This window comes from Pseudonocardia autotrophica (assembly GCF_003945385.1).
Lineage (GTDB): Bacteria > Actinomycetota > Actinomycetes > Mycobacteriales > Pseudonocardiaceae > Pseudonocardia > Pseudonocardia autotrophica.
In genome coordinates, this window is record NZ_AP018920.1 from 3143521 (window position 1) to 3164333 (window position 20813).

Genomic DNA, 20813 nt, shown 5'->3' on the forward strand with positions numbered 1-20813 from the left:
CTCCCTATCGTTCCAAAGATGATCACCGCACCGCAGCTGCCCTTCGACCGCCCGAACATCCTCGAGATCGCGCCGCTCTACGCGGTGCTCCGCAGGCAGGCGCCGGTGGTGCCGGTGCGTACCCCGGTCGGTGATCCGGCCTGGCTGGTGACCCGGTACGCGGAGGCCCGTGAGCTGTTCGGCGACTCCCGGCTCGGTCGCTCGCACCCGGAACCGGAGAACGCGGCGATGATCACCGAGGCGGCCATCCTGAACGGGCCGAGCGGCAGCTACGAGACCGAGCAGGAGGAGCACGCCCGGCTGCGCGCGCTGCTGGTGCCGGCGTTCTCCGCGAAGCGGATGCGGCTGCTCGGCGACCACGTCGGCGAGCTGGTCGACGGCTGCCTGGACGACCTGGTCGCGGCGCGCGACGCCGACGGCGTCGCCGACCTGCACGCGCACCTGTCGTTCCCGCTGCCGGTGCTGGTGATCTGTGAGCTGCTGGGGGTGCCCTACTCCGATCGCGAGTACTTCAGCGGGCTGTCGGAGCGGGTGGCCGCGATCCGCTCCGGCGGGGACGCGGCGACCGCGATGGCCGAGTTCCGCGCCTACACCGGCCGGCTCGCCGCCACCAAGCGGGCACAGCCCGGTGAGGACGTGATGACCGACCTGGTCCGGGCGCAGGAGGCGGACCCGTCGTTCGGGGAGGAGGAGCTGACCCGGATCGCCGCCGGCCTGCTCTTCGCCGGGCACGAGACCACGGTCGGCCGGATCGATCTCGGCGTGTTGCTGCTGCTGACCGATCCGGCGCGGCGGGACGCCTTCGTCGCCGACGTCGAGGGCAGGCTGCACGGCACCGTCGAGGAGGTGCTGCGGCTGTCCGCGCCGGGCGGGCTGGGCCTGCTGCGCTACGCGCACGACGACATCGAGATCGGCGGGGTGACGATCCGGCGCGGTGACGCGGTGATGATCTCCACCGACTCGGCGAACCGGGACACCGACGCCTTCGACGCCCCCGAGGAGTTCGACCCGACCCGCCGGCCGAACCCGCACGTCTCGTTCGGCTACGGCGGATACTTCTGCATCGGTGCGAGCCTGGCCCGCACCGAGCTGTCGACGGTGTTCGCCCGGCTGTTCACCCGGCTGCCCGGCCTGCGCCTTGCGGTCTCACCGGACGAGCTCGACGTCCGGTCCGACCAGATCACCGGGGGTGTGCGGGCGCTGCCGGTCACCTGGTGACCGGCCGGCGGAGGTGTCCGGCATCGCGTCGACGACCCCCGCAACCGCACCTACCCTCTATTCCGCCCCGTCCTCGGTCGGGGTGAGCGGACTCCCGCTCCGGTCCGTAGGGACGGGTGCGGGAGAGGGGCAGACGTGGCGGAGGCACGGCGCAGGCGGGCGCGCGGGGGAGCGGCACGGACCAGGGAGGTCCTGCTGCAGGCGGCCGCCGAGGTGTTCGCCGAACGCGGGTACGACGGCGCCTCGGTCGACGAGATCGCCGGGGCTGCCGGGGTCTCCGTGGGCTCGATCTACAGCCGTTTCGGGAGCAAGCGGAACCTGTTCCGGCAGCTGATGACCCAGTACATGGAGCGTGACCTGATCCGGGTCCGGGACGGCTTCGCCGCCGGCCCGGAGGGTGGCCTGCGCGCATTGGACGACCTGGTGCAGGAGACGGCGACCTCGCGGCGGCAGACCCTGCTCGACGCCGAGACCTGGGCATCGGCGATGCGCACCCCCGCGCTGCGCTCGCTGCTGGCCGAGCACGAGAACGGGGTGCAGTCCGCCGCGGCGGCGCTGGTCCGGCGGGGCCGGGCGGAGACCGGCCACGAGTTCGGCGTCCCCGACGACGAGCTCGCCGTGCTGCTCACCTCGCTGTTCCACGGGCTGTGCCGGCAGCACCGGCTGGACCCGGGATCGGTCCCGCCGGGGCTCTACACCCGCACCGTGACGGCGCTGTCCCGCGGTCTCGCCGAGCAGGCCGCCGGAGCCGATCGACCCGGACACTGAGCGTGTCTCGACCCGGACCACCCACCCGGCGGTGGCGGCCCGGACACCGTTCGCGACGATGGACCCGTGACAGGCACGGCACCCCCGGACACCCGCGCGGACGTCCAGCAGCACCGTTCGATCAACCAGCGGATCGCCGACGAGCTCGGCGCCCGACCGGACCAGGTGGGGTCCGCGGTGGCCCTCCTCGACGAGGGATCGACGGTCCCCTTCGTGGCCCGGTACCGGAAGGAGGCCACCGGAGGACTGGACGACGCGCAGCTGCGCACCCTCGAGGAGCGCCTGCGGTATCTGCGCGAGCTCGAGGAGCGGCGGGGGGTGATCCTGGAGTCGATCCGCTCGCAGGGCAAGCTCGACGAGGCGCTGCAGGGCCGGATCGAGGCCGCCGAGTCGAAGGCCCGGCTCGAGGACATCTACCTGCCCTACAAGCCCAAGCGGCGGACCAAGGCGATGATCGCCCGCGAGCAGGGCCTGGAGCCGCTCGCCGATCTGCTGCTCGGTGACCCGACCCGCGACCCGCACACCGAGGCCGCGGCGTACGTCACCACCGAGAGCGGCGACGGCGAGGGCGCAGTGGTCGCCGACGCCGGTGCCGCGCTGGAGGGTGCCCGCTCGATCCTGGTCGAGCGGATCGGGGAGAACGCCGACCTGGTCGGCGGGCTGCGCGAGCGGATGTGGTCGCGCGGCCGGCTGGTCACCAAGGCCCGCGAGGGCAAGGAGAACGACCAGGCCGCGGCCAAGTTCGCCGACTACTTCGAGTTCTCCGAGAAGTTCACGACGCTGCCGTCGCACCGGATCCTCGCGGTGTTCCGCGGCGAGACCGAGGAGGCGCTGGACGTCGCGCTCGACGCGGGCGACGACGAGGAGCCGACCTCCTACGAGCGCATGATCGCCGTCGAGTACGGCATCGCCGATCAGGGCCGGGCGGCCGACGCGTGGCTGCTCGGCGTCGTCCGGTGGGCCTGGCGGACCCGGCTGCAGACCGCGCTGGGGATCGACATCCGGGTCCGGCTGCGCTCCGCCGCCGAGGAGGGCGCGATCGGCGTCTTCGCGACGAACCTGCGCGACCTGCTGCTCGCCGCGCCGGCGGGCACCCGGGCCACGATCGGTCTCGACCCGGGGCTGCGCACCGGCGTGAAGGTCGCGGTGGTGGACGCGACGGGGAAGGTCCTCGACACCGCCGTGATCTACCCGCACGAGCCGCGCAACGACCGGGCCGGCGCGCTCAAGGTCCTCACGGCGCTGTGCACCAAGCACTCCGTCGAGCTGGTCGCGATCGGCAACGGCACCGCGTCGCGCGAGACCGACGCGCTCGCCGGGGAGCTGATCAAGGCCAACCCGGGCCTCAAGCTGACCAAGGTGATGGTCTCCGAGGCCGGTGCGTCGGTGTACTCGGCGTCCGCGTACGCCTCCGCGGAGCTGCCGGACATGGACGTCTCGCTGCGCGGTGCGGTCTCGATCGCCCGTCGCCTGCAGGACCCGCTCGCGGAGCTCGTCAAGATCGACCCCAAGTCGATCGGGGTCGGGCAGTACCAGCACGACCTGCCGGAGTCGTCGCTGTCCCGGTCGCTGGACTCGGTGGTCGAGGACTGTGTGAACGCGGTCGGCGTCGACGTGAACTCCGCCTCGGCTCCGCTGCTGCGCCGGGTGTCCGGGATCTCCGAGTCCCTGGCCGGGGCGATCGTCGCGCACCGCGACGCGAACGGGCCGTTCCAGTCGCGCACCGCGCTCACCCAGGTGCCGCGGCTCGGCCCGAAGGCGTTCGAGCAGTGCGCGGGCTTCCTGCGGATCCGGGACGGCGAGGAGCCGCTCGACGTCACCGGTGTGCACCCGGAGTCGTACCCGGTCGTCCGGCGGATGGTGGAGCGGACCAAGATCGACGTGTCCGGGCTGATGGGCAACAGTGCGCGACTGCACCAGATCAAGCCGAAGGACTACGTCGACGGCACCGTCGGGCTCCCGACGATCACCGACATCCTCACCGAGCTGGAGAAGCCGGGTCGCGACCCGCGTCCGGCGTTCCGCACCGCCACCTTCGCCGAGGGCGTGCACAAGATCTCCGACCTGCGGCCGGGGATGCTGCTCGAGGGCGTGGTCACGAACGTGGCGGCGTTCGGGGCGTTCGTCGACGTCGGGGTGCACCAGGACGGGCTGGTGCACGTCTCCGCGATGAGCAAGGACTTCGTGTCCGACCCGCGGGACGTCGTGAAGTCCGGTGACGTCGTCAAGGTGAAGGTGCTGGAGGTCGACGAGGCCCGCAAGCGCATCTCCCTCACGCTGCGGCTCGACGACGAGCCGGGCTCCGGACCGCGCGGTGGCGGGCGTCCGCAGGAGGGCCGGGGCGGTTCCGGGTCCGGAGACCGCGGCGGCCGGCCGGGTGGCAGGCAGGGCGGCCGGCCGGGCGGCGGAGCCCAGGGCGGTGGCAGGCCGGGCGGCGGCAAGCCGGGCGGCGGGAACCGGCGGGACGACCGCAAGCAGTCCGCGCCGTCGAACGACGCGATGGCCGAGGCGCTGCGCCGGGCCGGGTTCGGCAAGGGCTGACGATCGCCGTGGTGGTGCGGCCGGGCGCGGATGTCGCGGTCCGGCGCACCACCACGGTGCGCTTCGCCGACGCTGTGGCGGACAGATGTCCGGTCAGCGAGGACGGAGTGCCGGGGGCAGCAGCATCCGTCGTGGATCGACCAGCGCCAGTGCCGCGATCCCGGCGAGTGGCAGCAGCGCCAGCTGTACCAGCCCGGCGCCCTGCCAGCCGGTGGACTCCACCAGCCGGGCGAAGAGCAGACCGGAGAACGCCGCGGCCACGTAGTAGGTGAGGATGAACAGGCCCGCGCCGCGCCCGACGTGCTCCGGCCGTACCGCCCGCTGCAGCACCGTGCTGCAGTTGGTGAACAGCACCCCGCTCGCGAAGGTGCCCATGAAGAACGCCAGCACGTACTGGGCGCCGGTCCCGGTCACCACGGTGTAGCCGAGCAGGCCGGTGATCCCGGCACCGGCGAAGCCGATCAGCAGCAGCAGCCGCTGGTCCACCCGGTCGGCGAGGTAGCCAACGGGCAGCGCCGTCATCGCGCCGAACCCGACCAGCGACGCGGCGAGCGCGGCCTGGCCGGGGCTGAACTCCAGCTGCTCGCGCAGATACGTGGGGTAGAGCCCCAGGAAGCCGTAGAACACCAGGCCGGAGACGGCCGAGCAGATCCCGAACGCGAGGGTGTTGCGGTTCCACGGGCTGGCGGGGACGTGGTCGTAGGCGGCGGCATCGGTCTGGCCGGACCGGCCGGCGAGCGCCTCGGTCATCGACCGGGGGACGGCCACGACCAGGATCGCGGCCATCAGGATCCCGGCGCCGCCGAAGACGTAGAACGGGATCCGCCAGGAGTCCCCGGCGGTCGCCAGGGACTGGCCGATCACCGGACCGAGGAACACGCCCATTCCGAAGGCGAGCCCGACGAATCCGGCCGCGAACGCCCTCCGGTGGAAGAAGAACGCGCCCAGGATCGCGTAGATCGCGGTCGCCTGGACCCCCTCGCCGACCCCGCTGAGCAGCCGGTAGACCGCCATGTCGACGAACCCGGCGGAGAACGGGATCGCCACCGTTCCCAGCGAGTACACGAGGACGCTGATGACCACCACGGCCTTGCGGGACACCCGGTCCAGCAGATAGCCGGCCGGGATGCCGGTCAGCGCTAGCCCGAGCGTGAAACCGGTGGCGAGCAGCCCGGACTGGTCGAGGGTGAAGTCGTACTCGGCCCGGATCTCCGGGACCAGCGGGTAGAAGACCTGCCGGTCCATCGCGTTGAGCATGTACGACAGGCACAACGCCGCGAACCCGACGATCACCGCCGCACCGGACAGCCGGGCCTGCGGTGTCGGAGCCTCGGTTCCGGGTTCTCGGTCGTCGGGGACGGTGGGCTGGGCCATCGCAACTCCTCCACGCTGGGGACATTGCTGTCCGCCTGTCGGACACATGTCCGTGATTGCCGGAGATAATCTTCGACGGACCGGTGGGCGTCAAGGACGGCGCTGCCCGGCGGCGGTCAGGGGGTGCCGGACGCCCGAGTCGGGTGTCGATCACCCGCCGGACCAGCACGGCCGTGTGACCTGGGCGGTCCGTGGCATCGATCACGTGGGGCCCGCCGTACGGGAAGCGACAGGGCGTGGAAGAATGGACATCTGACGGCCGCCGGGAACGACGGTGGTCGCGAGCCCCGGAGGTCTGGGTTCACCGGCACCATCAGTGTCGTGCGCGGGCCTGGCGGGCTGGGAGCGGGCGAGAGTCGCCCGACGACGAGGCGCAACCCCCTGCGCGACCTGAGGACCGAGTGAACACCCTGCTGGAACAGCACCCCTCCGTCGACACCATCGAGAGCGTCGACACCATCGAAGACACGGTTGACGCCGCCGAGAACACGGTGGACGACAGCGCACCGGACACCACTCCCGAGGTGGACACCACCCCCGAGGCGGACGCCACGCCGACGTTCGCCGAGCTCGGCCTCGCGTCGCAGCTGGTGTCCGCACTCGACGAGCTGGGATACGAGACCCCCAGCCCGATCCAGGCCGCCGCCATCGGCCCGCTGATCGCCGGCCGCGACCTGCTCGGTCAGGCCGCCACCGGCACCGGCAAGACCGCGGCGTTCGCGCTCCCGATGCTGCAGCGCCTGGCCGACGGCCGGGCGTCCCGGGACCGCGGTGCCAAGCCGTTCGGCCTGGTTCTCGCCCCGACCCGCGAACTCGCGATGCAGGTCGGCGAGGCGATCGCGAAGTACGGCTCGGTGCTGGGCGCGACCGTCGCCACCGTGTACGGCGGCGCCCCGATCGGACCGCAGCTGGGCAGGCTGCGGCGCGGCGTCGACGTCGTCGTCGCCACCCCGGGCCGGGCGATCGACCTGATCAACCGCGGTGCGCTGTCGCTGGACGCGATCGAGGTCGCCGTCCTGGACGAGGCCGACGAGATGCTCGACATGGGCTTCGTCGAGGACATCGAGACGATCCTCGGCGCGACCCCCCGTGACCGGCAGACCGTGCTGTTCTCGGCGACGATGCCCGGCCGGATCCAGAGCCTGGCGCGGACCCACCTGAGCGACCCGGCCGACATCCGGATCAAGAAGGAGGCCACCCCAGAGGGGGAGGCCCCGAAGGTCCGGCAGACCGCGTACCACGTTCCGCGCAGCCACGTCACGATCGCGCTGGGCCGGGTGCTCGAGATGGAGCAGCCGACCGCGGCCATCGTCTTCTGCCGCACCCGTGCCGACGTCGACGCCGTCACCGAGACACTGACCTCGCGCGGTCTGCGCGCCGAGGCGCTGCACGGCGGCATGGACCAGGAGCACCGCACCCGGGTGGTCGAGCGGCTGCGTGCCGGTCGCACCGAGCTGCTGGTGGCCACCGACGTCGCGGCCCGCGGTCTGGACATCGACTCGCTGACCCACGTCGTCAACCACGACGTGCCGTCGTCGCCGGAGTCCTACGTGCACCGGATCGGCCGGGTCGGCCGCGCCGGGCGCGAGGGCGTCGCGATCACCCTGGTCACCCCGGGCTCGGTCCGGCACCTGCGCAACATCGAGCGGCTGATCGGCGCCTCGGTGCCGTCCGCGCCGGTGCCGACACCGCACGACCTGCGCACCGTGCGGCTCGCCCGCACCGCGCTGGCGCTGCGTGAGCAGGTCGGTCAGGACAGTGACGCGAAGCCGTCCGACGGCGTCGACGAGCTGGTGCTCGACCTGGCCCGTGACCACGATCTGGCCTCGGTCGCCGCGGCGGCGATCCGGCTGGCCCGGGCCGGTACCTCGGTGCCGGACGACGAGATCGAGATCCCCGAGGTCCGCTCCCGTGGCGGCCGGGATCGTGGGCCGGACACGCGTGGCCCGCGCCGCGACCGGGACGGCCGTCCCGGTGGTGGCGCCCGTGGTCAGGGCGCCCGTCCGCCGAAGGCCGGCACCACCCGGCTGTTCGTGTCGGCCGGCCGCGCCTCCGGCGTGCGCCCGCAGGACATCGTGGGTGCGCTGGCGAACGAGTCCCGGCTCTCCGGCCGTGACATCGGCGCCATCCAGATCCACGAGCGGCACGCGCTGGTCGAGGTCCCCGAGCACGCCGCCGAGGACGTGCTGCGCTCGCTGCGCGGCGCGACCACCCTCAAGGGGCGCAAGGCGAACGTCCGCCGGGACCGGGACGGCGCCGGCGCCTGATCAGCAGCACGCCGAAGGGCCCGGCGACCGGATCCGGTCGCGGGGCCCTTCCGCGTATCAGGGTGGTTCAGCGTCACAGGGTGGTTCAGCGTCACAGGGTGGTTCAGCGTCACAGGGTGGTTCAGCGTCACAGGTGGTTCAGCGTCACAGGTGGTTCAGCGGACCTCGACCCGGTCGTACACGTCCAGCTCGTGGAAGAACTTGACCGCGTCGGCCCGGCCGAGCCGGACGCACCCGGCTGACGACGTGTCCTGGTCGCCCTCGTGGAACGCGATGCCGCCGGGGGCGAAGAACACCGACCACGGCATCTTCGCGCCGTCGAACTCGACCGACCGGTGGTCGCGTGCCTTGCGCTGGACGCCGAAGTCCCCGGTCGGCGTCTCGGTTCCCTGACCGCCGTGGCTGATCGGCACCGGGCCGTGGGAGACCTCGCCGTCGTCGATCAGCCAGGCGCGGTCGGTCGCCAGGTCGACGCAGGCCCGGGCGGTGGCCGAGCACGGGGTGCCCTCCACCAGGTCCGTGGCGGGCAGTGCGACCGCGGTGCCCGCCGCGCCGAGACCGACGACGAGTGCGGCGGCGGCCACGGTGAGTGCGCGACGGCGGGAGGTGTGCTTCATGGCGGGCGTGGGGGTCCTCTCTCGGGGGCTGTTGCGATGATCAACGATCACGCGGTGCAACGGTTACGTCCGATCGAGGTGGTGTCGCCGCCCGGCGACCGGCCCGCCGCCGCGATCTGGGGGAGGATCGGGCGGTCCCGAACGCCGTCAGCACAGGAGGTACGTGCATGACCACCAGCCGGAAGCCGCGCAGTCATCAGGTCACCGATGGTATCGGCGCCACGGCGGCGCGGAGCATGCTGCGCGCCGTCGGGATGCGCGACGACGACTTCGCCAAGCCGCAGATCGGGATCGCGTCGTCCTGGAACGAGATCACCCCCTGCAACCTGTCGCTGCAGCGGCTCGCAACCGCGGCCAAGGAGGGCGTGCACACCGGCGGCGGTTACCCGCTGGAGTTCGGCACCATCTCGGTGTCCGACGCGATCTCGATGGGTCACGTCGGCATGCACTACTCGCTGGTCAGCCGGGAGATCATCGCCGACTCGGTGGAGACGGTCGTGCAGGCCGAGCGGCTCGACGGCACCGTGCTGCTGGCCGGCTGCGACAAGTCGCTGCCCGGGATGCTGATGGCCGCGGCGCGGCTCGACCTGGCGGGCGTGTTCGTCTACGCCGGTTCGATCATGCCCGGCCGGGTCGGCGACCGCGAGGTCAACATCGGTGACGCCTTCGAGGCCATCGGTGCCTGCTCGCGCGGCCTGATCACCCGCGAGGAGGTCGACGTGCTGGAGCGCGCGATGTGCCCGGGGGAGGGCGCCTGCGGCGGCTTCTACACCGCCAACACGATGGCCGCGGCCGCCGAGGCGCTCGGCATGGCGCTGCCCGGATCGGCCAGTCCACCCGCGGTCGACCGGCGGCGCGACGGTGTGGCCAGGGCGTCCGGCGAGGCGGCCGTCGGGATGATCGAGAAGGGCATCACCGCCCGCGACGTGCTGACCCGGGAGGCGTTCGAGAACGCGATCGCCGTCGTCATGGCGTTCGGCGGATCGACCAACGCGGTGCTGCACCTGCTGGCGATCGCCCGCGAGGCCGAAGTGGATCTCGATCTCGACGACTTCAACACCGTCGGGGACCGGGTGCCGCACCTGGCCGACGTCAAGCCGTTCGGACAGCACCTGATGTACGCGGTCGACCAGGTCGGCGGCATCCCGGTGGTGATGAAGGCGCTGCTCGACGCGGGCCTGATCCACGGCGACGCGCTCACCGTGACCGGCCGGACCGTCGCCGAGAACCTGGAGGCTCTCGACCCGCCTGGCCTGGACGGCTCGGTGATCCACGACCTGGCCAACCCGATCCACCCGACCGGCGGGATCACGGTCCTGCGCGGCTCGCTCGCCCCCGGCGGCGCCGTCGTGAAGTCCGCCGGGTTCGACGCCAGCACCTTCACCGGCACCGCCCGGGTGTTCGACGGAGAACAGGGCGCGCTCGACGCCGTCGACGCCGGCGAGATCGGCCCGGGCACCATCGTGCTGATCCGGTACGAGGGCCCGCGTGGCGGACCCGGGATGCGCGAGATGCTCGCCGTCACCGGCCGGATCAAGGGTGCCGGGCTCGGGAAGGACGTGCTGCTGGTGACCGACGGCCGCTTCTCCGGCGCCACCACCGGACTGTGCGTCGGGCACGTGGCACCGGAGGCGGCGGACGGCGGGCCGATCGCGCTGGTCCGCGACGGTGATCGGATCACCCTGGACATGGCGGGCCGGACCCTCGACATCGAGATCGACGCCGCCGAGCTGGAACGCCGCCACGCCGCCTGGGTGCGCCCGGAGCCGACGAACCGGCGCGGTGTTCTGGGGAAGTACGCCAAACTGGTCTCGTCCGCGGCGGACGGCGCGGTCTGCGGCTGAGTCCCGCGGCGGCACCCTGAGTGTCTGCCCGCGGTCCACACGGGCTCGCGCGGTCTACACAGGCTTGCGCGGTCTGCACGGGCTTGCGCGGTCTGCACGGGCTTGCGCGGTCTGCACGGGCTTGCGCGGTCTGCACGGGCTTGCGCGGTCTGCACGGGCTTGCGCGGTCTGCACGGGCTTGCGCGGTCTGCACGGGCTTGCGCCGTCCACAGAGGCTTGTGCCGTCCGCACGGGTTCGCGCCGTCCGCACGGGTTCGGATCCCGTGCGAGCGTTGCGAACTCGTGCGGGAGCGGCGAACCCGTGCGGGAGGGGCGAGTCGTGTGTGATTGCCGGGCCTGGCGAGCGCGCCGCACTCGTGCAGGGACGCCGAGCCCGTGGGGGTGCGTCGAGCTGGGTGGGAGTGCTGAGCCTGCTCGTCGTCCGCACGGGTTCGTGGCATCCGCACGGGGTCCGAACCCGTGCGGATGCCACGAACCCGTGCGGGAAGGCTGAACCCGTGCGGGAACGGCGAACCTGCGCGGGAATGCCGAGCCCGTGTGGGAGCGCCGGACCTGTGCGAGCGGACCGAACCTGTGCGGGGCCGGCGAACCCGTGCGGGGAGGCCGAACCCGTGCAAGATCGTCGAACTGTGCCCGAACACAGCGCCCGAGGTTGCCGTCCGGGCGGGTGGGGATGGCACACTCGGCGGCAGGACGATCGAGAATGGGCAGAACACCTCTCCTGCGCGCGGAATCTCCGCCGCGGAGACGGAACCCACGGCCTCCGGCGGACGTCCTGACCCCCGTGTAACCGTCGTGACCCCCTGCGGAAACGGCGGCCGTCGATCGTGTGCGTGTGGAGGCCGTGATGGGTGATCGTGAGCTCCCGGAGGCAGGCATCGGCGTGGTCGTGCCCTACGACTTCGCCCAGGACCGCGAGATGTGGCGGTGGGTCCCGGCACCGACCTCGCTGCACGTGACGCGCACCCCCTACGTCGCGACCCCGGCCGACGCGAGCCAGGCGCTGATGATCTCGTCGCCGGAGATCGTCCGGCAGGCGGTGCAGGACGTGCTGCTGCCCGAACCGGGCGTCGTCGCGTACTCCTGCACCTCGGGCAGCTTCGTGGCGGGCGCCGACGGCGAACGTGCGCTGCGCGAGGTGATCCGGGAGGCGGGGGCGCCGCAGGCGGTCACCACCGCCGGTTCGCTGGTCGCCGCCTGCGCCGCGCTCGGCGTCGACCGGCTCGCGCTGGCCACCCCCTACGTCGACGATCTCACCGCGAAGCTCGAGGCGTTCCTCGCCGCGCACGGGATCGGCACGGTCAGCCGGCACGGCCTCGGCCTGCTCGGCCGGATCTGGGACGTGCGGCCGGACGAGGTGGTGCGGGCGGTGCGCGCCGCCGACCACCCGGACGCCGAGGCGGTCTTCGTGTCCTGCACGAACCTGCCCACCTACGACGTCATCGCCGGATTGGAACGGGAGCTCGGCAAGCCGGTGCTCACCGCCAACCAGGTCACCATGTGGGCGGCGCTGGGCGCGGTCGGGCGCTCCGCCGTCGGGCCCGGCCAGGCGCTCATCGAGTGCCGGGCGCCCGGCGACCGTGCCGTGCTGCGGGTGGTGCACGAGACCGCCGTCGAGCCGGCAGCGGTCCCGACCGCGGGCGACATCGATGACGACGGCGGCGACGGCGCGGGTGGGCTGCCGTCGTTGTACAAGGTCCGGGTCCGGCTGCCCGACGAGTCCGGTGCGCTGGCCCGGCTGACCGCGGCCGTCGCCGAGGTGGACGGCAACATCCTGGCGTTGTCGGTGCACGGCAAGGACTCCCGCTCGGTCGTCGACGAGATGCTGGTCGGTGGCCGGGTGAGCGCGGCCCGGCTGTCCCGGGTGATCCGGCGCAGGCTGCGTTCGGCCGGACCGGAGGCGGTGCAGGTGGTCGTCGCCGACCCGCACGAGCTGGTCGACCCCCCGACCCGGGCCCTCGATCTCCTCACCCGGACCCGCACGGCCGGTGACCTGGCGGACGGCCTCGCCGAGCTGCTGCACGCCGACACCGTCGAGGTCGTGCCGGACGGACCGGAGCCGGGTGACGGGCACGTCCTCGTGCTGCCCTCCCCGAACGGTGGCCGGCTGGCCGCCCACCGGGCCTGGGCGCCGTTCACCCTCACCGAGCGGGCACGGGCGGAGGCGTTCCTGCGGGCCGTGGCCGCCCAGCCGGGCCGCAGCCATCACGACGTGCTGCTGCCCGACGGCGCGGAGCTGACCGCGCAGCCGGCGGCCGGCGACGAGATGATCGAGCTGGACGTGCTGCTGCGCACCTGCCTGGCCGGGCTGCCCGGCGACGGGACCGCGGTTTCCGACTGGACGGCCGCCGACCTGCGGTCGGTGCTGGCCCCGTCCGGAGGCGCCTGCCTGCTGGTGCGCACCGCGGACGGCACACTCGTCGCGGCCGGTTCGCAGATGGACGCCGACGGTGCGGGCGCCGTCTCGGACCCGGTGGTCCTGGTGCATCCGCTGTACCGGGGCCAGGGGCTGGCCGGCTGGCTGCGCCGCAGGCTCGGCGCCGCCGTCGGCACCCGGCAGTAGGCGTACCCGACACCAGCTGTACCCGGCCAGGACGTCGGGGGCGCCGAGTTCGGCCCGCAGCGTCCGGCGACCGAGCACTAGTCTCGCCGGTGTGCCGAACGAGCTGCCCGACGACTGGTCGGCCTGGAAGAGCCGGGTCGACCTGAACACCTACGACGCCCGGTGGGCTGAGATGGCCGAGGCGGGGCACGACCCGCACGGCGAGGTCGGCCTGGTGCAGGCGCTGCTGGAGGGCGGCGCGGTGCTCGACGGCGGCTGCGGCACCGGCCGGGTCGCGATCGAGCTGGACCGGCGCGGGATCGCGGTGACCGGTGTCGATCCCGATCCTGACATGATCGCCGCCGCCCGGGCGAAGGCTCCCGGTCTGCGCTGGGAGACGGTCGGTCTGGAGGACCTCCGGCTGTCCGAGGAGTTCGGGCTGGTGGTGCTGGCCGGCAACGTGATCCCGTACGCCGGCGACCGGATGGGCGTGGTCGGCGGATGTGCCCGCCACCTGCGGCCCGGCGGCCTGCTGCTCGCCGGGTTCACGCTGCGTCCCGGCTGGCCCACCCTCGACGAGTACGACGCCTGGTGCGCCGTCGCGGGCCTCGAACCCGAGCAGCGGTGGGCCACCTGGGACCGGGAGCCGTACCGGGGCGGCGACTACGCCGTCGTCCTGCACCGGCGGCGGTGAGCCGGGCCGGGTGCCGGATCAGCAGCCGGGACCGCCCGGCTGCAGCGGCGCGACGCCGAGCGGCTGGATGTAGGAGTCCCCGCCTGCTGCGGCCAGTGCCTCGCACGCTCGGCCGCGGTCGGTGAACGGACCGAGATAGACGACGTAGATCAGCTCGCCGGTCGGGGTGCGCGGCCGGAACGAGGTGCAGCTGCCCAGCGCCCGCAGGTAGTTCGAACCGGGATGGTTGTCGAGGTGCTCCTGCACGTCCTGCGGGTAGCGGCCCGGATCGATCCCCGCGCCGACGATCACGACGTCGGCGCCCGTGCAGCCGAGCCGGGTCACCGGCCGTGCGAGACCCAGGTCGCCGTCGCCTGCGGTCGGGTCGAGGGTGCTGGTCGGCGGCGGTGCCGTGGTGGTGTCCGTGCCCGCGGGTTGCAGCGGCCCGGGTGAGCCGGTCTGCGCCGGCCCCGGATCCAGGGTCGGCACGGCGATCGTGGTGTCACCGTCGCCTTCGCTGTTCCCGCGGTCCGGCAGGACCGCCCACACCACGCCGACCAGGACGGCCGCCGCGACCAGCGCGGCGCCGATCGCGATGAACAGCCCGCGGGAGCGTTGCGGTGGTGTCGTGGGGGGCCCGTCCTGGTCCGGGAAGATCCAGGTCGGGCGGGGCTGCGCGGCGGTGCCGTGCGGTGCGGGTGCCGGGGGAGCGGGCGCGTGGCCGGCGGGGGGAGTGCCGGGCGCCGGACCACCGGCTGCGGGAGCCTCGGCTGCGGGGGAAACAGCCGCGGGGGGACCGGGCGGCGCGGCGGCGGGTGACGCGGCCGGCGGGGCCGCATCGTGCGGGGACGCGGCGGCCGGCGGTGCCGCAGCCGGGGGCGCGGGGTGGTGCGGTGCCGGCTCGTGCGGCGGCGTGACGCCCGGGGGAGCGGCGGCCGGGGAGTCCGGCACGGGGCCGGCCGCCGGGGGAGCCGCGACGGCGTCCAGGGTCTGCGCCCGGGCCGTTCGCGGCGCGGTCCCCGCCAGCCGGGTCACCGCGGCGGCGAGCGCACCGGCGGTCGGGTACCGCTCGTCGGGCACCTTCGCCATCCCGCGGGCGACGATGTCGTCCCAGCCGGGATCGAGCTCCGGCCGGAGCTCGGTGACCCGCGGCGGCGGGGTCATCAGGTGCGCGGAGAGCACCGTCGCCGGCTCCGAACCGGGGAACGGCTGCCGTCCGGTCAGCATCTCGACCAGCACGCAGGCCAGCGAGTAGACGTCGGCCCGGCCGTCGACCGGGCCGAGGGTGTTCGAGAGCCGTTCCGGGGCGAGATAGCCGAGCGTCCCGACGGTGGCGCCGGTCGCGGTGAGCGCCGTGTCCGGGTCCGGCCCGACGGCGCGGGCGATGCCGAAGTCGACGAGATAGGTGAAGTCGTCCCGCCCCTCGACGACCAGCAGGTTCGCCGGTTTGACGTCGCGGTGGACCATGCCGGCGGTGTGCGCCGCGTCCAGCGCGTGCGCGGCCTGCCGGACGATCCCGGCCGCCCGCGCCGGTGGCAGCGGTGCCTTGCGGGACAACAGCCGGGCGAGGTCCTCACCGTCGATCAGGCGCATCGACAGGTAGAGCCGGCCGTCGACCTCGCCGTAGCCGTGCACCGGGACCACGTGCGGGTCGCGCAGCTCGAACGCGGAGCGGGCCTCGCGCCGGAACCGCTCGACGGTGACCCGGTCGGTGGCCAGATGCGCCGGCAGGACCTTGAGCGCGACCTCGCCGCCGTGCCGCCGGTCGTAGGCCCGGAAGACGACGCCCATGCCGCCCGCCCCGAGCCGGCCGCGGATCTCGAAGTCGCCGAACTCCGCGCCCACCGGCAGATCGCCGACATCCATGAGCCCCCCAGCTGCTGTTCGGACGAAGCGTTCATACCAGGCGCGCCGCGCGGGCGGGCCGGTTCCGCGAGGTCGCAAATAAGTACACACTGGTTGACTTTATTGGAGCAGGGGTCGACAGTGACCGCATGACAACCGGATCCCCTCCCGGACCAGCTCCGTCGGTGGGCGCCGTCGTGCGCCGTCGGCGACCGGCACTGGTGCTCTCCGCGGCCCTCGCGGTCACCTCGGCCGCGGCCGGGCTCGTCCCGTACGTCGCGGTGTACCTGGTCGCCGTGGAGCTCTTCGGGGGAGGCGCCCCGGATCCCGGGCGGGTGCCGGTGATCGCCGGTTGGACCGCGGTCGCGCTGCTGGTGAAGGCGGCGGCGGGAGCGCTGTCCGCGCACGTGGCGCATCTCGCGGCGTACGGTGCGCTGGCCGATCTGCGGCTGGCGCTGGTCGGCAGGCTGGACCGGATCCCACTGGGCCGGGCGATCGCCCGCCCGGCCGGAGAACTCAAGAAGACCCTGCACGACGACGTCGAGCAGCTGGAGGAGGCACTCGCCCACGGGGTGCCGGACGTGGTGGCTGCCGCCGCCGTTCCGGTCGCGACCACCGCTCTGCTGTTCGCGGTGGACTGGCGGCTCGGGCTGCTCGCGTTCCTCGCGCTGGTCCTGCTGCTGCTGATCGGCGGGATCGCCTCGGCGCTGGCGCGCCGCTCCAGCGCCGAGCAGATGGCCTCGATGACCGAGCTCAACCGCACGGTCGTCGGGTTCCTGGACGGGATGAAGGTGGTGCGGGCGTTCCGCCGGGTCGACGGCGACGACCGGCTGACCGGTGCGCTGGACCGTGCGGTGCACGCCGGGGACGCGCCGCTGCGCAGCCCGGTCCGCTGGCTGGCGTCGGCGCTGATGGTGGCGACCGGCCTACCGATCGCGCTGCTGCTCCCGGTGGCCGGGGCCGGCTTCGTCGAGGGCCGGGTCGATCTCGCCACGCTGGCCCTTTTCCTGCTGCTCGGCCTCGGCTATGCCACGCCGCTGATCGCGTTCATCGGCACGCTGGCCACGCTCGGCTACCGGGTGCAGATGGCGACCGCCGGGATCGGCGCGCTGCTGGCGGAGCCCGAGCTGCCCGCGCCGGAGCGTCCGCGCAGCCCGCAGCCCGGCCCGGCCGGGCCGGACGTCGAGTTCGACGGCGTCACCTTCGGCTACGACCCGGACCGCCCGGTGCTGACGGAGGTGGACCTGCTGGTCCCGGCCGGCCGGGTCACCGCGCTGGTCGGCCCGACCGGGGCCGGGAAGTCCACGCTGGCCCGGCTGGTCGCCCGGTTCGCCGACGTCACCGCCGGTGCCGTCCGGATCGGCGGCGTCGACGTCCGCGACATCGCCCCCGACGAGCTGGCCCGGCTGGTGTCCGTGGTCGGGCATGACGACCACGTCTTCGACGCCTCGGTGCTGGAGAACATCCGGATCGGGCGTCCGGACGCCACCGACGACGAGGTCCGCGAGGCGGGCCGGTCGGCCAGGGTGGACGAGTTCGCCGACGCGCTGCCGCAGGGATGGGACACCACGCCCGGGTCCGGCGGCGTCCGGTTCTCCGGCGGTCAGCGGCAGCGCATCTCGGTGGCCCGGGCCCTGCTGAAGGCCTCACCGGTGGTGGTGCTCGACGAGGCGACCGCGTTCCTGGACGCCGAGAACGAGCGCGCGACCCTCGCCGCGGTGCGCGAGCTGGCCCGCGGGCGGACCGTTCTGGTGGTCGCGCACCGGTTGCAGACCGTGGTCGACGCCGACGCGGTCGTCGTGGTGGACGGCGGCCGGATCCTCGCGGCGGGGCCGCACGCCGAGCTCGTCGGGAGCTCGCCGCGGTACCGGGCGCTCTGGAACGCCTACCAGGACGGCGCCGGCTGGCGGCTCGCCGCGGCGGAGACCGATCCGAGCAGCGACACGGCCGGTCGCGGTGGCGCGGCGGGACCGGTCGACGCGGCGGGATCGGGTGGCGGTGCTGGAGCGGTCGGCGCGGCCGGAGCGGGTGGCGGTGCTGGAGCGGTCGGCGCGGCCGGAGCGGGTGGCGGTGCTGGAGCGGTCGGCGCGGCCGGAGCGGGTGGCGGAGCCGGTGCGGCCGGGGCGGCGGGAGCGGGATCGGATGGCACGCGCGGGAGGGTGGCGGCGGCCGCACCGGGGGGTGCGGCCGGAGCTGCTGTGGCGGCCGGAGCGGTCGGGGCGGCCGGCTCGGCCGGGGCCGCCGCTGCTGCCCCGCTGAACTCGGGCGACCCCGACGGCCGGGCGTGGTCGGCGGCTGCGGCCGGCATCGTCCGCCCCGGCGTGGCCGGACTGTCGTTCCCGCGTCAGTGGGTCGCGCTGCTCGGCCGGTGGTGGCCGCGGCTGCGCGGCGCCGGCGCCGTCCGGCTGATGCTGGAGGGGTTGTTCCGCGGGGCGCCGGTCGCGGCGGTCTATCTCGTGCTGCTGGCCGCGGTGCAGGGCACGCTGACGACGGGCACGGTCGCCGCCGTCTCGACGGCGCTGGTGGTGCTGCTGGCGGTCCGGCTGCTCGCGAACAACGCGGCGAACCAGCTCGTCTGGCGGATCGCCACCCGGGCCAAGGTCGATCTGCAGCTGTCCATGCTGGACCGGTTGCGGTCCGTGCCGCTGGGCACGCTGAGCCGGCTCGACAACGGCCGGATCACCACCACCGTCGCCAACGACACCGTCATGCTGGACTTCCAGAACACCCCGCAGCAGATCGCCGGCGCGGTGATCACCCCGCTGTACGCGACCGTCGTCCTGCTGCTGGTGGACTGGCGGCTGGCACTGGCGACACTCGCCGGGGTACCGCTGTTCGCGGCCTGCACGGTGCTGTCGGACCGGGTGTACCGGCAGGTGATGGGGCCGGTCGGCGAGGCGCGGTCGGCGGCCACCAGCCGGTTGCTCGACCACGTGCGCGGCACCGCGGTGCTGCGCGCCTATCCCGGTTCGGCGGTCGCGCTCCGCTACCGCGACGCGGTCGAGGACCTGCGCCGGACCAGCATCGCGATGTCGGTGCGGGCCACCCCGGCGGTGGCGCTCGGCTCGGTCGCGCTGGAGCTGGGCCTGGTGGCGCTGATCGTCACCGGCGCAACGCTCTACGCCGCGGGCGGGGTCGGGGCCGGGACACTGCTGTTGTTCCTGGTGCTGTCGCTGGTGCTCTACCAGCCGCTCGGTGAGATCGCGGCGCTCGCCGGCTACCGGCGCACCCAGCAGCAGATCGCCCGCCGGATCGCCGAGATCTGGGAGCAGCCGGTGCTGCCGGAACCGTCGGCACCCGCCGTCGCCGCCGGCACCGACGTGGAACTGCACGACGTCGGCTTCCGCTACGACGGCTCCGGCGGCGGGCTGCACGGGGTCTCGCTGCGTGCCGCGGCCGGGACCGTGACGGCGCTGGTCGGGCCGTCCGGTGCGGGCAAGAGCACGGTCGCGAACCTGGTCGCCCGGTTCTGGGACGTCGACTCCGGTTCGGTCCGGATCGGTGGCGCCGACCTGCGCGAGCTCGGCTCGGCCGGTGCGACGGCGCTGGTCACCACGGTGTTCCAGGACGTCTACCTGTTCCCCGGAACCGTCCGGGAGAACCTGACGCCGGCCCGCCCCGGTGCCACCGACGAGGAGATCGCCGCGGCGCTGGCGGCCGCCGACTGCACCGATGTCGTCGACGCGCTCCCGGACGGCCTCGACACCGTGCTCGGCGAGGGCGGCGCCGACCTGTCCGGTGGCCAGCGGCAACGGCTGTCGATCGCCAGGGCACTGCTCAAGGACGCTCCGGTGCTGGTGCTCGACGAGGCGGTCGCCTCGGTCGACGCCGAGACCGAGGTCCGGATCCAGCAGGCACTGTCCCGGCTGGCCCGGGGCCGCACGGTGATCGTCGTCGCGCACCGGCTGTCCACCGTCCGCGCTGCCGACCACATCGCCGTCCTCGACGGCGGCCGGATCGACGCCGCCGGGACGCACGACGAGCTCGTCGAGACCAGCCCCGTCTACCGGCGGCTGCTCGCGGCGTCCGCACCCGCGGCGCCGCTGTCCACCATCACGGGAGGTGCCCGGTGAACCGGGTGATCCGCGCGGCCGCACTGGCCGTCCTGCTGCTGACCACGTCCTGCGGTGCCGCGGCCGCGCCGGAGCCGGCGCCCGCCGCCGGGCCCGGTTTCCCGGTCACCGTGCCGCACGCGTACGGCGTCGCAGAGGTTCCGGCCGAGCCGTCCCGGGTGGTCGCGCTGAGCGTCGCCGACGCCGACGCCGCACTCGCCGTCGGGGTCACGCCGGTCGCGGTGGTGACACCGTTCTACGCACCCGACGGCGACCTGCCGTGGCTCGCCGGGCGGCTCGGCCCGCAGGTCACGCTCATCCCCGGGGCACCGGACTTCACGATCGACACCGAGGCCGTCGCCGCGGCCCGGCCCGATCTCGTGCTGGGTACCGGGGCGGCGCTCACCCCGCAGGCCCACGAGTCGCTGACCCGGATCGGGGTGCCGGTGCTGGCGCACCTGACCGATCCGGTCGCCGACCGCTGGGAGGACCGCACCGTCGCCGTCGGCACGGCGCTGGGCAGGCCCGACGCCGCGGACGCCGCCGTCGCCGAGACCACCGGGGCGATCACCGCGCTGCGCGACCGGTATCCCGGGCTCGACGGCCGCACGTTCAGCTTCTCGGTGATCCAGTCGCCGTCCGCGCTCGGCACGCTGGTCTCCGGGGACGACTTCCTGACCGTCGTGCTCGGCGAGCTGGGCCTGCGCCTGCCGGACACCCTCGCCGGGCGACCGGAGTCGGCACCCGGCTCGGGGATCGTCGCGCTCGGGCCGGAGCAGCTCACCGAACTGGCCGCCGACCTGGTGATCGTCGTCGCCCCCGATCCGGCGGCGGCCGAGCCGCTGCTCACCGACCCGCGGGCCGCGACCCTGGCACCGGACGGGCAGGTGCACACCATGGACATGATCACCGCTACCGCCCTGCGGTCACCGTCGGTGCTGGGCCTGCGCTGGGGGCTGGAGCAGCTCGACGCGCCGCTGGCGGCCGCGGCGGGATGAGCCCGACCGGCGCACCCGCCCGATCAGCGCGGGCCGGGACGGCGGTACGGGACCGGTGGCGCCAGGGAACCCGC

At 74.0% G+C, this 20813-nt stretch carries 11 protein-coding genes and 1 pseudogene; 9 read left to right on the forward strand and 3 right to left on the reverse strand.

All coding sequences use genetic code 11. The features are described 5' to 3' along the window. Positions 1-18 precede the first annotated feature (18 nt). The 3 genes from Pdca_RS14875 (at position 19) to Pdca_RS14885 (ending at position 4527) form a co-directional block, all read left to right on the forward strand. The gene (locus Pdca_RS14875) at positions 19-1218 is read left to right on the forward strand and encodes a cytochrome P450 (protein ID WP_085912132.1); all 1200 of its coding nucleotides are present in this window, start codon (positions 19-21) and stop codon (positions 1216-1218) included. Between the two features lie 135 nt (positions 1219-1353). Beyond that, on the forward strand, positions 1354-1986 hold the full coding sequence (locus tag Pdca_RS14880; RefSeq protein ID WP_085912131.1) for a TetR/AcrR family transcriptional regulator: 633 nt from the start codon (positions 1354-1356) through the stop codon (positions 1984-1986). A gap of 66 nt (positions 1987-2052) precedes the next feature. Beyond that, entirely contained in the window at positions 2053-4527 is a 2475-nt protein-coding gene (locus Pdca_RS14885; RefSeq protein ID WP_085912130.1) for a Tex family protein, read from the forward strand. A gap of 93 nt (positions 4528-4620) precedes the next feature. Here the strand turns inward: Pdca_RS14885 and Pdca_RS14890 are convergent, their stop codons facing one another. Beyond that, complete coding sequence (locus Pdca_RS14890; protein ID WP_158092113.1) at positions 4621-5901, reverse strand: MFS transporter; 1281 nt, start codon at positions 5899-5901, stop codon at positions 4621-4623. 524 nt (positions 5902-6425) lie between these two features. Between Pdca_RS14890 and Pdca_RS14895 the strand changes: the two genes are divergently transcribed. Continuing rightward, on the forward strand, positions 6426-8168 hold the full coding sequence (locus tag Pdca_RS14895; protein WP_085912190.1) for a DEAD/DEAH box helicase: 1743 nt from the start codon (positions 6426-6428) through the stop codon (positions 8166-8168). 155 nt (positions 8169-8323) lie between these two features. Here Pdca_RS14895 and Pdca_RS14900 read toward each other — a convergent pair whose 3' ends face one another. Then, positions 8324-8785 (reverse strand): L,D-transpeptidase, encoded by a 462-nt coding sequence (locus tag Pdca_RS14900; protein WP_085912128.1) that lies wholly within the window; start codon positions 8783-8785, stop codon positions 8324-8326. A 167-nt stretch (positions 8786-8952) separates the two neighbouring features. Between Pdca_RS14900 and ilvD the strand changes: the two genes are divergently transcribed. The 3 genes and pseudogenes from ilvD (at position 8953) to Pdca_RS14915 (ending at position 13865) form a co-directional block, all read left to right on the forward strand. After that, a complete protein-coding gene (gene ilvD / locus Pdca_RS14905) occupies positions 8953-10629 on the forward strand; it encodes a dihydroxy-acid dehydratase (RefSeq protein WP_085912127.1) in 1677 nt (558 codons plus the stop codon). An 847-nt stretch (positions 10630-11476) separates the two neighbouring features. After that, positions 11477-12190 (forward strand): annotated as a pseudogene (locus Pdca_RS38175) (maleate cis-trans isomerase family protein); the annotation flags it as partial. A gap of 1093 nt (positions 12191-13283) precedes the next feature. Beyond that, positions 13284-13865 carry a class I SAM-dependent DNA methyltransferase gene (locus Pdca_RS14915; protein WP_197719991.1) on the forward strand — a complete coding sequence of 194 codons (582 nt, stop codon included), beginning with the start codon at positions 13284-13286 and terminating at the stop codon, positions 13863-13865. An 18-nt stretch (positions 13866-13883) separates the two neighbouring features. On the opposite strand, the gene Pdca_RS14920 is transcribed toward Pdca_RS14915, so the two are convergent. Then, positions 13884-15710, reverse strand: coding sequence for a serine/threonine-protein kinase (locus tag Pdca_RS14920; RefSeq protein WP_085912126.1), 1827 nt, complete (start codon positions 15708-15710; stop codon positions 13884-13886). 128 nt (positions 15711-15838) lie between these two features. Between Pdca_RS14920 and Pdca_RS37560 the strand changes: the two genes are divergently transcribed. Further along, positions 15839-19762, forward strand: coding sequence for an ABC transporter ATP-binding protein (locus tag Pdca_RS37560; RefSeq protein WP_085912125.1), 3924 nt, complete (start codon positions 15839-15841; stop codon positions 19760-19762). Further along, entirely contained in the window at positions 19759-20739 is a 981-nt protein-coding gene (locus Pdca_RS14930; RefSeq protein WP_085912124.1) for an ABC transporter substrate-binding protein, read from the forward strand. Before Pdca_RS37560 ends, Pdca_RS14930 begins: the two co-directional genes overlap by 4 nt. Positions 20740-20813 lie beyond the last annotated feature (74 nt).